Genomic DNA, 15,138 nt, shown 5'->3' with positions numbered 1-15,138 from the left:
GGGAGGCAAACGATGCACGTCGACATCGCGACGGAGACGCCGGCCCTGCCGGCGGCCTCCGCCAAACGCGCCTGGGCGCGCTCGATCGACAGCGCCCTCGGCCCGCTGATCGAGATACCCGCCGCCCTGCTGGTGGTGGCCGAGGTGGTGGTGCTCCTCGCGGGCGTCGTCAGCCGCTACGTCTTCCACGCGCCGATCGTCTGGTCGGACGAACTCGCCTCGATCCTGTTCCTGTGGCTCGCCATGCTCGGCTCGGTGGTGGCCTACCGCCGCGCCGAGCACATGCGGATGACCGCGCTCGTCAGCATGGCCTCGCCGAGGACCCAGGCCTTCCTGGAGGCGGTGGCGCTCGCTGCCGGCCTCGCCTTCGTGGTGATGCTGCTGCATCCGGCCTACGAGTTCGCGGAGGAAGAGATCTTCGTCCAGACGCCGGCGCTCGAGATCACCAATGCCTGGCGCGCCGCCGCCCTGCCGGTCGGCTTCGCCCTGATGCTGGTCGTGGCGACCCTGCGGCTGATCGAGTGCGCCGACTGGCGCCACGCAGTCGGCGCCCTCGCCCTGACCGCCGGCATCATCGCGGCGCTCTGGCTCGCCGAACCGGTGCTTCGTACCCTCGGCAATTGGAACCTGCTGATCTTCTTCGTCCTCGGTGTCGGCGCCCTGGTCTTCACCGGCGTGCCGATCGCCTTCGCGTTCGGGCTCGCTACCTTCGGCTACCTGATGCTGACGACCCGGGCCCCCGCCATGGTGGTGATCGGGCGCATGGACGAGGGAATGAGCCACCTCATCCTGCTCGCCGTGCCGCTCTTCGTCTTCCTCGGCCTGCTCATCGAGATGACCGGCATGGCCAAGGCCATGGTCGGCTTCCTCGCCAGCCTGCTGGGCCACGTCCGCGGCGGCCTGCACTACGTGCTGGTCGGCGCGATGTACCTGGTCTCAGGGATTTCGGGCTCCAAGGCCGCCGACATGGCGGCGGTGGCGCCCGTGCTCTTCCCCGAGATGAAGAAGCGCGGCGCCAAGGAGGGCGACCTCGTCGCGCTGCTGGCCGCCACCGGCGCGCAGACCGAGACCATTCCGCCCTCCCTGGTGCTCATCACCATCGGGTCGGTGACCGGCGTGTCGATCACCGCGCTCTTCACCGGAGGCCTGATGCCAGGCGTCGTGCTCGGCATCACGCTCTGCATGCTGGTCTGGTGGCGCTACCGGGGCGAGGACCTGAGCCACGTCAAGCGCGCCACCAAGGGCGAGATCGGCCGCGCGCTGGTCATCGCCTTCCCGGCGATCGCGCTGCCCTTCGTCATCCGCGCCGCGGTGGTGGAAGGCGTGGCGACCGCAACGGAAGTCTCGACCATCGGCATCGTCTACGCGATCCTCGCCGGCCTGCTGATCTACCGCCAGTTCGACTGGCGCCGGGTCTATCCGATGCTGGTCTCGACCGCCTCGCTGTCGGGGGCGATCCTGCTGATCATCGGGGCGGCGACCGGCATGGCCTGGGCACTGACCCAGTCGGGGTTCTCGCAGAGCCTCGCCGTGATGATGAAGAGCCTGCCCGGCGGGGCGCTCGGCTTCCTGATCGTCTCGGCGGTGGCCTTCGTGATCCTGGGCTCGGTGCTGGAGGGCATCCCGGCGATCGTGCTGTTCGGCCCGCTGCTGTTCCCGATCGCCCGCCAGGTCGGCGTGCACGAGGTGCACTACGCGATGGTGGTGATCCTGGCGATGGGTGTCGGCCTGTTCGCGCCGCCCTTCGGCGTCGGGTACTACGCCGCCTGCGCGATCAGCCGGATCCATCCCGATGCCGGCATCCGGCCGATCGTCGGCTACATGCTGGCGCTGCTGGCCGGCCTCGTGGTGGTGATCCTGGTGCCGTGGATCTCGATCGGCTTCCTGGCGAAGTGAGAGGCAGGGCCGTGTCACGATGACGCTGTCCGGACGGTGATCGTCCGGACAGCGTGGTTTTCCAAGCCTTGCTTCACATTCTCCGCCCTGTCCCGGATCTCGTTGCGCTTCGCGACGGTCGTCCGGAAAGGGCGGAGGGTGGTTCCGTCCCGTTCGCGAATCGTCACGCGCGCCCGGCCCCTCGCTGCCGGGCGCGCGTTGCGTCTACTCCGCCGCCTTGGCCAAGGCCTTGGCGTAGGCGCCGCTCTTCAGGGTCTTCGACAGCCACTCGTCGACCGCCGCCTTCAGGGCCGGGTCGCGGGTCATCCACAGGGCCTTGTCGTTCTTGTTGAAGGCCTCGGGCACGGCCGCCGGGCAGAGCACGCCGGCATTCAACCGCGACTGGTAGTCGACCTCGGTGCCGTCGGTGACCATCACGTCGGCGCGGCCCTCGGCCACCTCCTTGAAGATGGCGCGGTTGTCGGGAAACAGCCGCACCGAGGCGTGCGGGAAGTTGGCGTCGGCGAAGCGCTGGTTGGTGCCGCCGGGATTGACCACGACGCGGACCTCCGGCTTGTCGATGTCCTTGATCGAGATGAAGCGGTCCTTGTCGGAGCAGCGCACGATCGGGCGCTTGCCGTCGGTCAGAACCGGTACCGAGAAGTCGCCTACCGAGGCCCGATCGGGCGTGACGGTAACGCCCCCCATCGCGACGTCGTAGCGGTCGGAGAGCAGGTCGTCCTTCAGGGTCTTCCAGGTCGTCGGGACGATCTCGACCCTGACGCCCAGCGCCTTGGCGAGCTCGCCGGCCATGACCACGTCGGCGCCCTTGATGGTGCCGTCGGGCAGGCGCAGGGAATAGGGCGCATAGTCGCCGGTCAGGCCGACCCGCAGCGTGCCGTCCTGCTTGATCGCGGACAAGGACCGCGCCTCCGCCGGCCCTGCCGCCAGCGCGGCCAGAACGCCCACAACCCCCACGATCTTGCGCATCGTCACCGCCCTGACCCTTGCGTTGCCGTCAACCCTTCTGTCGTACGGATATCGCACGGGTGCGGTAAAGCCCGCATGACGGCGCGATCACACCCGAACCGGCACTGCGCCGATTGACTCGGCGGCCCGCACCCGCTCTGACCCGGCCATGGCCTCACTCCCGGACAGCCTCCGGCGCCTCCCCGACAGCCTGCGGCGCTGGCTCGGCCGCCAGCGGCCGCGCCTGACGCAGGGGCTGCGGATGACCGTGGCGAGCCTCGCGACCTTCGTGCTGGCGGAGGCCTGCGGGCTGCCGCAGGGCTACTGGGCGGTCATCACCGCGCTCATCGTCACGCAGAGCAGCGTCGGCGGCTCGCTCAAGGCGGCGCTCGACCGGTTCCTCGGCTCGGTCCTCGGCGCCTGCTACGGCGGCGCGGTCGCCTTCGCGATCCCGCATCACGGCGGCGCCTCGACCTTCGCGGCCCTGTTCGTGGCGGTGGCGCCCCTCACCTTCGCGGCGGCGGTCTCGGCGGGGTTCCGCATCGCGCCGATCACCGCCATCATCGTGCTCCTCTCCACCACCGGCTCGACGCTGGGCCCCCTCGCCTTCGCCCTCGACCGGATCCTGGAGATCGGGCTCGGCTGCGTCGTCGGCCTCGCCGTCTCGCTCCTGGTGGCGCCGGCCAGGGCGGCCCGGGCGGTGACGGGCCAGGCCGCGAACCTCGCGCGCCTGCTCGCCGGCCAGCTCGACGCCCTCGCGCGCCTCGACGCGGAGGAGACGCCGGAGGCCAAGGCCCTGCCGCCGGCGGTTCGCCGGAGCCTCGCGCGCCTCGAGACCCTGGCGGGCGAGGCCGCCCGCGAGCGCCGCAGCCGGCTCTCGGCCGCCCCCGATCCGGACCCGCTGCTGCGCACCCTGATGCGCCTGCGCCACGACCTCGTGCTCCTGCGCCGCGCCATCGCCGAGGCCGACGAGGACGTGCTGCGGGTCCATCTCGCCGAGGCTTGGGGCGTGGCCGCCCGGGCGGCGGCCGCGCGCCTGCGGGACCTCGCCGACGCGCTCGGCGCCGGGCGACGCCCCGCCGGCGACGATGCGGCCCTCGCGGCGGCGATCGCCGGTTATCGCGAGGCCATCGACGGGATGCGCCAGCGCCAGGTGACCCGGACCTTGTCCACCGACGGCGTCGGCCGCATCTTCTGGCTCGCCTTCAGCCTGGAGCAGCTCCGGCGCAACCTCGACGACCTCGCGGCGCGGGCGGCCGACTTCTCCGGGCCAGAGGCCGGCGGCGAGGGGTGAGCGCCGTCACGGCGTGCGCTTGCGCAGCACCATGGTGCCCTGGAACAGGAACTTCTGCGCCCGCTTGCCGGTATCGACCTCGGTGGTGAAGACGTTTCCGCGGGAATCGACCGCGAGGTTGTGCACCCAGTGGAAGTCGCCGGCCATCCGGCCGTTGCGGCCGAAGCGGCCGAGGACCGTGCCGTCCTCCCGCCTCAGGGTACGGACCTCGTTGTTGGCGCCGTCGGCGTTCATCAGGTAGGTCTGCGCCTCGTCCGGCCACAGGGCGAGCTCCCAGACCGAGCCGTTGGCCCGGGTCTGCGGCTCGACCCGGAACTCCTTCACGAAGGTGCCGTCGCGGCGGAAGACCTGGACCCGGTCGTTGGTGCGGTCGCAGACGTAGACGAGGCCGTCACGGGCGACCTGGATGCAGTGGACCGGGTTGCGGAACTGTCGAGGCAGCGGCGCCGCCGGGTCGTAGGGCCCCTGCGCCTCGTCGGTCGGGGGCTCGCCGTAGGCGCCCCACATCCGCTTGAACGCCCCGGTCTCGGCGTCGAACACGATGACCCGGTGATTGTAGTAGCCGTCCGCGACGTAGAGTTCGTTCGTCTCCGGATCGACCTGCATGTTGGCCGGGCGGCCGAGGCGCGTGGTGTCGCGGCTGTTGGTCTGCGGCCCTGACTTGCCGATCTGCATCACGAAGCGGCCGTCCCGAGTGAACTTCAGGATCTGCCCGTCCTGCTCGCCGTTGCCGGCGAGCCAGACGAAGCCCTTGTGGTCGATGTGGATGCCGTGCTCGTTCTGCGGCCAGTCGTAGCCCTGGCCCGGCCCGCCCCAGGACTTGATGAGGGTGCCCTCCTGGTCGAACACCAGGACCGGCGGGGCCGGGACGCAGCAGCGGGTGCGCGGGGGGGTCAGGCTCGCGGCCTTCTCGTCGTCGGTCAGCGTGCGCGGGCGCTGGATCACCCAGACGTGGTCCTCGGCATCCACCGCGACGCCCGCGGCCTGGCCCATGATCCAGTTGTTCGGCAAGGGCTTCGGCCAGGACGGGTCGACCCGGAACGTCGGCGGCTCCTCGGCCAGGGCCGGAGCCGCGCAGGGAGCCGCGCAGACGAGGGCGACGAGGACGGCGATCCAGCGCATGGGTTCCTCCCGGTATGGTTGTTGCCGCCACTGTAAGGGAGGATCACCGGATCGTGCCAGCGCTCACATTGGGAGGGCGCGCCAGATCGCGAGCGCCGCGCAGGCGACGAGGAGCCCCGCCAGGACGAGGCGGGCGAGGCGCCCGGTGCCGGCGAGACGCGCCCGGCAGGCCGGCCGTGCGAGGACGAAGCCAACGAGGCCGAACCACGCCGCCGCCATGCAGAACACCGCGGCCCCCGCCACCGGCACGGCCGCCCGGTCCGGATGGGCCAGGAAGAAGCCGGCGAAGAAGGTGAAGCTGACCGGGTTGGTCACCGCCGCTCCGAGCCCGAGGGCGAAGGTACCGGCATCGCGCCCCGGCACGAGCCGCGCCGGATCGTCCGGAAGGCCGGCCCGGCCGCTCGCCAGCCGATAGGCGGCGCGCAGCATCAGCAGTGCGAACACCACGGTGCCGACGACGGTGACGAGCCGCCCGGCCGGCAGGAGCGAGGCGCCGAGCCCGGCGAACGCCGCCACCAGCCCGGCGCCGCACGCGACCCCGAGCGCGGCGACGACCGGGCCGCGCCCAGGCGCCGTGACGCTCGCGCGCAGCACCACCAGCAGGTTGGGCCCGGGCGCGGCGAGGACGGGGGCATAGGCGGTGACGAGCGGCCCCAGCAGGGCGGGCCACGCATCGGCGTCGAACATCCGGCATTCCCCCGGCGCCTGCGGCGGCGCTCAGGTGCCATAAAGATGCCAAACCCGTCGTGGCGCGTCATTCGATTGAAGGAGACGGGGTGCGCGGGCGCACAGTTCAGCGATGTCGAGGGCAAGTTTTCCATCAATCGACGGCGTCCGCTCCCGCCGCGCGGACAGTCGAGAGGCAATCCGGCGGTCCGGGGATTGGCGCACCGGCTACGTGGCGCGCAAAAGGAAGCGGCGGCAGGGTCGCCCCTGCCGCCGCATGCTCACGTCGATGGAGTGCGGTTCAGCGCCGCTCGGTGCCCATCGGCTGACGGGCCGGGGGCAGCTCGTCCTCGATGCCGACATGGCGCTCGCGGGTGGTGCCGGGCAGCCCGGCATCGACCGCCTGGGTGGTCGGCGGGGCGCCGGCCGCGAAGGGCATGCCGCCGGTATTGAGGCCGGTGGTGGTGCTGCCAGCCGCGCCCACCGCCGACGAGCCGCCGGCGACCGCCGCCGGATTGGTCAGCGAGGGAGCGGTCTCGTCGTGGCGGCCGGTCCAGCCCTCCTGGCGCCAGCCGCGGGTGCGGTCGTCCATGTCGACCGAGCCGTGCTCCTTGAGGATGCTGTTGACCCGGTCGGCATGGGCGTCGTCCGCCCGCACGGTGACCAGGGTGCCGCCGCGGCGCACGCCTTCGGCGTAGGTGTGGGCGTGCTCCTCGCTCAGGCCCGCCCCGGTGAGGGAGCCGATCAACCCGCCCGCCGCCGCGCCGACGCCGGCGCCGGTGAGCGTCGCGACGAGCCAGCCCGCGGCGACCACCGGGCCGACGCCCGGGATGGCGAGCAGGCCGAGGCCGGTGAGCAGGCCGGCGCCGCCGCCGAGCACGGTGCCGAGCGAGGCACCGGCTCCGGCGCCATTGGAGGCGTCGTGCGCGGTCTCGCCGGTGGTCGTGTCGTCTCGGCCGATATGGCCGGAATAGCGCTCGCCCTGGTTGTTGGCCACGATGCTAATGTCGGAATGCGGCACGCCGGCCGCCTCCACCTTCCGCACCGCCGCGGAGGCATCGTCGTAGCTGTCGAACAGGGCCGAGATGGTACGGGTCGCCATGGGCGTCGTCCTCATGTGTCGAGTGTCGGGAATGCGCAGGCTGACTGCGCTTAGCGGGCGGTCGAGACGTTGCCCTTGAAGTCGAGGCCGACCATCACGGTGTTGCCCGCCTGCATGGCCTGGCCGCGCCAGATGCCCTGGTCGTCCTTCTTCAGGTCCTTCACGTCCTTGAAGCCGGCCTGTTCCATGCGGCTGCGAGCCTGAGCCTCGGTGAAGCTGTTGGCGCCGGGCTCGAGCTTGACGTTGGTCGAGACCGTCCCGGTGGTGCCCGGGTTGTTCTTGTCCATCATGTCGGTGTTGGGCCGCGTCACCGCTTCCTGGCCCTGCGACTGGGTGCTGGGCTTGGCGTCGCGGGCCGGGTCGCCCGTCACGGTGGTCTGGGCCTGCGCCGCGCCGGCCCCGAGCATGCCGAGAGCCGCGAGGGTGATGAGGGTCTTGCGCATGGTCTCCTCGAACCTTGTCTGACCGATCGATGCCATCTCAATCGTTGCCGAGCGGCTTGGTTCCGCAGGAGGAACGTTGAACCGGATAAGATCCACGCACTTCGCGAAGGATCCGACAGAGCTTGACCGTGTAGGATGGTATCTTTGTTTTTTCGTTCGTATCGCACCGCACAAAAATAGAACGCAAAGATTGTTCCCTTCGGAAAATGAACATTCTTTGATTGTGCGGCGCACTCGGGCGCCGTCGCGGCCGAGAGCCGGTACCGGCGGTGCCGTTAACGCTTCCCTAACCATGCACCCGGCAGAACTTGCCGGGTCGACGGGAAGGTGGATCTTCGATGAGCGAGACCGGGGCACTCGGCGCGGGCCGCATCTTCGCCCTGCCGACGCGGGCGGACCTGATGGCGCTGACGCGCCGCAGCGATCTCGTGCTCGCCGTCTCGGTGCTCGCCATCCTGGTGGTGCTGATCTTCCCGCTGCCGGCTTTGCTGCTCGACCTGCTGCTCGCGGTCTCGATCATCCTTTCGGTCCTGATCCTGATGACCGGCCTGTTCATCGAGAACCCGCTCGAGTTCACGGTCTTCCCGACGGTGCTCCTGATCACCACGATGCTGCGGCTGGCGCTCAACCTCGCCTCGACGCGGCTGATCCTCGGCCATGGCCACGAGGGCACGGCGGCGGCCGGCCACGTCATCGAGGCGTTCGGCCATTTCGTGATGGGCGGCAACTTCCTGATCGGGATCATCGTCTTCGCGATCCTGATCATCGTGAACTTCGTCGTCATCACCAAGGGCTCGGGACGCATCGCGGAAGTGGCGGCCCGCTTCTCCCTCGATGCGATGCCGGGCAAGCAGATGGCGATCGACGCCGACCTCTCGGCCGGCCTGATCGACGAGAAGACCGCCCGGACCCGCCGTCAGTCGCTCGAGGACGAATCCTCGTTCTTCGGCGCCATGGACGGCGCCTCGAAATTCGTGCGTGGCGACGCGATCGCCGCGCTCCTCATCACCGTCATCAACGTGGTGGGGGGCATCATCATCGGCGTCGCCCAGCAGGGCATGAGCTTCGCGGACGCGGGCAAGACCTACACCCTGCTCACCGTCGGCGACGGCCTCGTCAGCCAGGTGCCGGCGCTGATCGTCTCGACCGCGGCGGGCCTGCTCGTCTCCAAGGCCGGCGTGCGCGGCGCTGCGGGCCGGGCGCTGGGGCGCCAGATCGCCAACTACCCCAAGGCGCTCGGCATGTCGGCCGGGGTGATGCTCCTGATCGGGCTCCTGCCCGGCATCCCGATGCTGCCCTTCCTGACCCTCGGGCTCGGCGCCGCCTACCTCGCCCGCCGCATCGCGCTCCTGCCGAAGCCGGCCGAGGACGAGGCCTCCGGCGGCGCGCCGTCGGCCGACGGCGCCGTGGCCGGGGCCGGCGCCCCGGCCAAGGAGGAGACCGCGGCCGACCTCCTCAAGCTCGACGACCTGAAGCTCGAGATGGGCTACGCGCTGCTCGCCCTCGTCAACGGCCCGGAGGGCCAGGACCGGCTCACCGACCAGATCCGGGCCCTGCGCCGGCAGCTCGCCGCCGAGCTCGGCTTCGTGATGCCCTCGGTGCGCATCCTCGACAACGTCCAGCTCGACGCCAACACCTACGTGGTGCGGGTCAAGGAGATCGAGGCCGGATCGGGCCAGGTCTTCCCGGGTCAGTTCATGGCGATGGACCCGATGGGCGGCCAGGTGCAGCTGCCCGGCCAGCACCTCATGGAACCCACCTTCGGCCTGCCGGCGACCTGGATCGATGCGGCGTTGCGCGACGAGGCCCAGCTCAAGGGCTACACCGTGGTCGATGCCGCCACCGTGGTCTCGACCCACCTCACCGAGGTGATCAAGGCCCACGTCGCCGACCTCCTCAACCACGTCGAGGTGCACAAGCTCCTGAAGGAGCTGCCGAAGGAGCACGGCGAACTGCTGAAGGAAGTCGTGCCCGGCCAGATCGCCACCACGGGCATCCAGCGGGTGCTGCAATATCTCCTCGCCGAGCGGGTCTCGATCCGCGACCTCGGCACCATCGTCGAGGGCATTGCCGAGGTGGCCGGCCACATCAAGAACCCGCGCGACATCGTCGAGCACGTCCGTGCCCGCCTCGGCCGCCAGATTTGCGCCCAGTACCAGGGTCCGGGCGGCGTCCTGCCGATCATCACCCTCTCGCCGACCTGGGAGAGCGCCTTCATGGAGGCGATCGTCGGCCACGGCGACGAGCGCCACCTGGCGATGCAGCCCTCGAAGCTGTCCGACTTCGTCACCACGGTGCGCGACCGCTTCGAGGAGGCGGCGCGCCTCGGCGAGATGCCGGTCCTCGTCACCTCGGTCCAGGCCCGGCCCTTCGTGCGCTCGATCATCGAGCGCTTCCGCCGCGAGACCCCGGTGATGAGCCAGGCGGAGATCCACCCGCGGGCGCGGCTGAAGACCGTCGGCTCGGTCTAGGCGGCAGCCTCGAGCCGAGACGCCGTCGCCTCCACTTGCCACACACGGTTGCGATCCCATCATTCGTTAGACTATATACTCCATGGCTGTTTCCACTTGTCCTGGCGGCTCGTGCCCGTTGCTCCGAAAGCGGTAAGGGGCGACTTAATCCTCTCCTGAGTGTGGTCCGCTCCTCGGCCCTTTGCGCCCGCCCGACTTGCCGCACCCTGGTCTAGCCTTCGCGGCGCAACACGCGATCGGGGAGCAGGTCAGGTGGCGAGCATCGGCATCGTCGGCACGGGATTCGTGGCCGATTACTACATGCGCTCCCTGGCGACACTGCCGGAGGTGACGGTCGCCGGGGCCTGGGACATCGACCTCGACCGGCTGCACGCCTTCCGCAAGTACTGGCGCGTTCCGGCCGCGGCGAGCCTCGACGACCTGATCGGCCGGCGGCCGGACCTGATCCTCAACCTGACCAATCCCGGCTCGCACTACGCCGTGAGCCTGGCCTGCCTGGAGGCCGGGCTGCCGGTCTACTCGGAGAAGCCGCTCGCCACCCGGCTCGACGACGCCCGCCACCTGCACCGGGTCGCGACCGAGCGGGGCGTGATGCTCGCCTCGGCCCCCTGCAGCGCCCTCGGCGAGAGCGCCCAGATCGTCTGGAAGGCCCTGCGCGAGCGCGTCATCGGCACGCCCCGGCTCGTCTATGCCGAGATCGACGACGGCTTCCTGATCCGCGCGCCGCATGAGACCTGGCGCAGCGAATCCGGCGCGCCCTGGCCGGTGCAGGACGAACTGGCGGTGGGCTGCGCCCTCCAGCATGCCGGCTACTACCTGACCTGGCTGATCGCGATGTTCGGCTCGGTGACCCGGGTCGCGGCGGCCTCCGCCGAGGTGCTGGGCCTGACCCTCGCCGACGGGGCGGCGGCGGCGCCGACCTATGCCTGCGCCTCGCTGTTCTTCGAGAGCGGGGTGGTGGCTCGCCTCACCTGCTCGGTGGTGGCGCCGCACGACCATTCCCTGCGCATCTTCGGCGACGAGGGCATCCTGGAGGTGGGCGAGTGCTGGTCGAACGACGCGCCGGTCCGGCTGCGGCGCCGGCACGTGGTGCGGCGGCGCCTGATCGATTCCCCCCTCACCCGCCGCCTGCGGGTCGGGAAGCCCACCCACGCCAAGGTCGGGCGAAAAGGGGCGACGGCGATGAACTTCGCCCTGGGGCCGCAGGAGATGCTGGCGGCGAAAGCGGAAGGCCGGGCGAGCCGGCTCGATGCCGACCTCGCCCTGCACCTCACCGAGGTGGCCCTGGCGATCCAGAGCGCCGGCGACGGCACCGGCCACCAGGTGATCGCCTCCCGGGCCGGTGCGGTGGCGCCGATGCCGTGGGCCATGGAATGATCGGGTGATGGAATGATCGGGTCATGGAGGGATCAGGCGACGGGATGACGGGATGATCGGGCTGACGGCGCCCGTCCGGCATGCGAAAGGAGTCCCAACACAAGGAGGATCCCGCGATGCCGCTCTACGCCCTCGACACCGTCAGCCCGATCCTGCCGGATGACGGCAGCGCCTGGGTCGCGCCCGACGCCCACGTGATCGGTCGCGTGCGGCTCGGCCGCGAGGTCGGAGTATGGTTCGGGGCGGTCATCCGCGGCGACAACGAGCCGATCACGGTCGGCGACCGCACCAATATCCAGGAAGGCGCGGTGCTCCACACCGATGCGGGCTTCCCCCTCACCCTCGGCGAGGGCATCACGGTCGGGCACGGTGCCATCGTGCATGGCTGCACGATCGGCGACAATTCGCTGGTCGGGATGGGCGCGACGATCCTCAACGGCGCCAGGATCGGCCGCAACTGCCTCGTCGGCGCCAACGCGCTGGTCACCGAGGGCAAGGAGTTTCCCGACAACAGCCTCATCGTCGGCGCCCCCGCCAAGGCGGTGCGGGTGCTGGACGAGGCGGCGGTGGCCGGCTTGCGCGCCTCGGCCGACCGCTACGTCGCCAATGCCAAGCGCTTCGCGCAGGGCTTGCGGCGGGTGGACTGACCGGACGAGCCCGCGATCCGGGCCGCTGCTCGGGCGGCGCAGCCGGCTCACGCCGCCGCGGCCTCTTCGCCGGGCGCCTCGCCGGTATGATCCGCGAACTGCGTGATCGGCCCGGGGCGACCGAGGAGGTAGCCTTGCGCCTCGTGGCAGTGCTCGGCCCCCAGGAAGGCGAGCTCGGCCGAGGTCTCGACGCCTTCGGCCAGAACCGGCAGGCCCAAGCCCCGGCCCAGCCCCAGCACCGCCCGCATGATCGCGGCGGTCTCCCGGTTGACGTCGATGGCGCGGATGAACGACCGGTCGATCTTGATCTTGTCGAACGGGAAGGCGCGCAGGTTCGACAGGGACGAGTAGCCGGTGCCGAAATCGTCCATGGCGATCCGCACTCCCAGCGCCTTGATCCGCCGCAGCGTGGACAACGCCCGGACGGGATCGCGCACCAGTGCCGTCTCTGTGATCTCGAGTTCGAGGCGGGCGGGCGCGAGGCCGGTGGTGAACAGCACCTCGTGCACCAGCTCGGCGAAGCCCGGGGCGTGGAGCTGCACCGCCGAGACGTTGACGGCGATGCGCAGGGGGTTGGCCCAGGAGGCGGCCTCGCGGCAGGTCTCGCGCAGGACCCACTCGCCAATGCCGAGGATGCTGCCGGTCTCCTCGGCGATCGGGATGAACAGGTCGGGCGGGACGGTGCCGCGCTCCGGGTGGCGCCAGCGCAGGAGCGCCTCGAATCCGACCACGACGCGGGTGTCGATCGCCATCTGCGGCTGGTACACGACCCAAAGGTCGTTCCGCTCGACGGCGTGGCGCAGGTCGTGCTCGAGGGAGCGCCGATCGCGGATCTGCGCCGCGAGGATCGGCTCGAAGAACCGGTGCACGCCCCGTCCGTGGTTCTTGGCGCAGTAGAGCGCGGCATCGGCGTGGTTGAGCAGGGTCTGCCCGTCCTCCGCGTCGGTCGGGCAGAGCGCGATGCCGATGCTGGTCGCCAGGACCGGCCCGCTCCCCGCCCGGAGGTTGCCCTCGCGGATCACGCCCAGGATCTCCTCGGCGACCCGGCGGGCCTCGTCCCGCTCGACATCCGGCAGGAGGATCGCGAACTCGTCGCCGCCCAGGCGCGCCATCATCTGCCGCGGCCCGAGCACCGGCGCGACCCAGCGTGCCAGGGCCTGGAGGAGCGCGTCGCCCATGGCGTGGCCGTAGAGGTCGTTGACGTCCTTGAACCGGTCGAGGTCGAGGCAGAGCACCGCCACCAGCCGGCCCCCGGCCCGCGCCAGGGCGATCTCCTCGTCGAGGCGGGTGCGGAAGGTCGCCCGGTTCGGCAGGCCTGTCAGGGTGTCGTGGTGGGCCAGGAACTGGATGTCCCGCTCGGCCTGGCGCCGCGCCCGCAGGTCGCGCACGGCGATCGCGTGGCAGGGGCGGCTGCCGAGCCCCCGGCGGATCACGTCGACCGGCAGCGCCTCGCCGGCCGCACCGACGAGCTCGGCCTCGATCGCCTGGCCGTCCGGGCCGGCCTCGAGGCGGGCGACCGCCGCCTCGGGCAGGATCTCGGTGACGGACCGACCGGTCAGCGCCGCCGGCGCCCGGCCGATCAGCTCGGCGAGGCTGGTGTTGACGGTCACGATGCGCCGGCCCTCGCAGATCGCGATGCCCTCGACCGCGGCATCGGCGAGGCTGCTCATCAGGTCCTGCGACTCGCGCCGGCGACGGGCGCGGACGTCCAGGGTCTGGCCCAGGAAGGCGAGGACGAGCAGCGTCAGGCTGGCGAAGCCGAGCGAGGCGGCGAACTCGCCGTCGACGGCGACGGGGACGAGCCCGCCGCCGGCCGCGACGAGGCCGACGGCGTGCGGCAGCATCGCGGCGCAGGACAGGAACAGGGCCCCGGCCGCGCGGCTCGCCGGGCTCTCCCGCAGGCTGAAGCCCAAGGCGAGACCGGACAGGACCATTCCGGCGCCGCCGGACAAAAGGAGGCCCGCGACCCAGGCCGGCCCGCCCGCCCCGGGCAGGCTCGCCGACACCGCGGCGCCGACCGCCGCCAGCCCTGAGCCGATCAGGCCCCCGCCGAGGGCGGGCCCGACGCGCCGGGGCGTCGAGACGGCGGCCCGCAGGCCGGCCCCGGCGAGGAGCACCACGAGCACGAGGCTGAGCAGCAGCGTCTCGCTCCCGCGCAGCATCTCGGCGGCGGGGCGAATCGAGGCCTGCGCGATGAACTGGTTCGCCCACAGCCCGAACCCGCCGGCGATGGCGGCGGCCGAGATCCAGATCCCCCGGCTGCCGCCGCTCGTGGCGCGGGCGTGGTGGAGCAGGTCGATCGTGGTGATTGCCGTGAGGACGCCGATCAGCAGCGACAGACCGATGAGCCGCCCTTCATGCAGGGCGAGCAGGGAGTGGGCGGTCTGCAGCATGGGAGGTTCGCGATCCAGCCTCGGCTTCCCCTACCGTGGCGGAGAGCCGGTTGCGAAGCGGTAAAATAGGCCGGTGAATTCCGTCGATCAGGCGCGAACGGCACAGACTTGCACCGTTTAGATTGAGTGGGCGGCGACGGATGTCCCGCCGCCGGGGAGACGGACGCATGGTCAGGAGCAAAACCTCGCCCAGCTGCAGCCGAGATATAACCCAGAGGAAGATCGCGTCTCGTCATCGGGGGACGCACGGATCGACCGCGCGGATCGACGCTCAGCGCTCTTGAAGTCGCAGCCGCGTGATCGCGCAGCCCCGCGCAACGAGGCCCGAAGGGTCGAGGTCGGGGAACAGGCCGGCGTAGCGGCGCACCAGGGCCGCCGACAGGGCGCCGGCGTCGCGGATCGCCGGCAGCGAGGCTCCGAACGACTCCGGCGTCACTGCCGTCACGGGCACGCGCTGGCGCACCTCCACGCAGAGGCCGGTGCGGAACCGGGTCGGATCGAGGACCGGCAATTCCTCGGGCCCGCCCGACCGCCGGAATCCGGGCCGCAGGATCGGCAGCAGCGCGTAGCGCAGACCGACCCGGTTGATCGTGCGCTCGAGGTTGAAGTGGACGAGGTCGCGGCCGATCTGGGCGAGACCGGAAAAATCCTCCTCGTGCAGGCGGATCAGCGCGTCGACGCCCAGGGACGCGGCGAGGTCGGCGACCGCCACGACGCGGGTCAGGCCGCCTTCGGCCACGGCGACGTGGCGGCTGTTCGAGATCGGCAGCGGCACGGGG

The 15,138-nt window shown here is 71.2% G+C and carries 12 protein-coding genes; 5 read left to right on the top strand and 7 right to left on the bottom strand.

Features of this window, described 5'->3' with window-relative positions; genetic code table 11:
- The first annotated feature begins 12 nt into the window (after positions 1–12).
- Positions 13–1,896, top strand: a complete 1,884-nt coding sequence (locus tag MFF64_RS08895) for a TRAP transporter large permease (RefSeq protein WP_238190473.1) — start codon at positions 13–15, stop codon at positions 1,894–1,896.
- Positions 1,897–2,100: 204 nt separating this feature from the next.
- Here the strand turns inward: MFF64_RS08895 and MFF64_RS08890 are convergent, their stop codons facing one another.
- Positions 2,101–2,865, bottom strand: coding sequence for a transporter substrate-binding domain-containing protein (locus MFF64_RS08890; protein WP_099903667.1), 765 nt, complete (start codon positions 2,863–2,865; stop codon positions 2,101–2,103).
- A 148-nt stretch (positions 2,866–3,013) separates the two neighbouring features.
- Between MFF64_RS08890 and MFF64_RS08885 the strand changes: the two genes are divergently transcribed.
- Entirely contained in the window at positions 3,014–4,138 is a 1,125-nt protein-coding gene (locus MFF64_RS08885; protein ID WP_099903665.1) for an FUSC family protein, read from the top strand.
- Between the two features lie 6 nt (positions 4,139–4,144).
- Here MFF64_RS08885 and MFF64_RS08880 read toward each other — a convergent pair whose 3' ends face one another.
- From MFF64_RS08880 to MFF64_RS08865, 4 genes are all read right to left on the bottom strand, one after another.
- Complete coding sequence (locus MFF64_RS08880) at positions 4,145–5,260, bottom strand: NHL repeat-containing protein (RefSeq protein ID WP_238190471.1); 1,116 nt, start codon at positions 5,258–5,260, stop codon at positions 4,145–4,147.
- 63 nt (positions 5,261–5,323) lie between these two features.
- Positions 5,324–5,947 (bottom strand): LysE family transporter, encoded by a 624-nt coding sequence (locus MFF64_RS08875; RefSeq protein WP_099899451.1) that lies wholly within the window; start codon positions 5,945–5,947, stop codon positions 5,324–5,326.
- 280 nt (positions 5,948–6,227) lie between these two features.
- Positions 6,228–7,028 (bottom strand): hypothetical protein, encoded by an 801-nt coding sequence (locus MFF64_RS08870; protein WP_099899449.1) that lies wholly within the window; start codon positions 7,026–7,028, stop codon positions 6,228–6,230.
- A gap of 50 nt (positions 7,029–7,078) precedes the next feature.
- The gene (locus tag MFF64_RS08865) at positions 7,079–7,471 is read right to left on the bottom strand and encodes a hypothetical protein (RefSeq protein WP_099899447.1); all 393 of its coding nucleotides are present in this window, start codon (positions 7,469–7,471) and stop codon (positions 7,079–7,081) included.
- Between the two features lie 338 nt (positions 7,472–7,809).
- On the opposite strand from MFF64_RS08865, the gene flhA reads away from it, so the two are divergent.
- The 3 genes from flhA (at position 7,810) to MFF64_RS08850 (ending at position 11,966) form a co-directional block, all read left to right on the top strand.
- A complete protein-coding gene (gene flhA / locus MFF64_RS08860) occupies positions 7,810–9,942 on the top strand; it encodes a flagellar biosynthesis protein FlhA (RefSeq protein WP_099899445.1) in 2,133 nt (710 codons plus the stop codon).
- A gap of 252 nt (positions 9,943–10,194) precedes the next feature.
- Positions 10,195–11,319, top strand: coding sequence for a Gfo/Idh/MocA family protein (locus MFF64_RS08855; protein ID WP_165795511.1), 1,125 nt, complete (start codon positions 10,195–10,197; stop codon positions 11,317–11,319).
- Between the two features lie 116 nt (positions 11,320–11,435).
- A complete protein-coding gene (locus MFF64_RS08850; protein WP_099899443.1) occupies positions 11,436–11,966 on the top strand; it encodes a gamma carbonic anhydrase family protein in 531 nt (176 codons plus the stop codon).
- A 47-nt stretch (positions 11,967–12,013) separates the two neighbouring features.
- On the opposite strand, the gene MFF64_RS08845 is transcribed toward MFF64_RS08850, so the two are convergent.
- The gene (locus tag MFF64_RS08845) at positions 12,014–14,359 is read right to left on the bottom strand and encodes a putative bifunctional diguanylate cyclase/phosphodiesterase (protein WP_238190470.1); all 2,346 of its coding nucleotides are present in this window, start codon (positions 14,357–14,359) and stop codon (positions 12,014–12,016) included.
- 271 nt (positions 14,360–14,630) lie between these two features.
- Positions 14,631–15,134 (bottom strand): hypothetical protein, encoded by a 504-nt coding sequence (locus MFF64_RS08840; RefSeq protein ID WP_099899441.1) that lies wholly within the window; start codon positions 15,132–15,134, stop codon positions 14,631–14,633.
- Positions 15,135–15,138 lie beyond the last annotated feature (4 nt).

The sequence above is a fragment of the Methylobacterium frigidaeris genome (genome assembly GCF_022179185.1).
Lineage (GTDB): Bacteria > Pseudomonadota > Alphaproteobacteria > Rhizobiales > Beijerinckiaceae > Methylobacterium > Methylobacterium frigidaeris.
The sequence above is the reverse complement of the archived record's forward strand: the minus strand, read 5'-3'. Positions and strand labels throughout refer to the sequence as shown.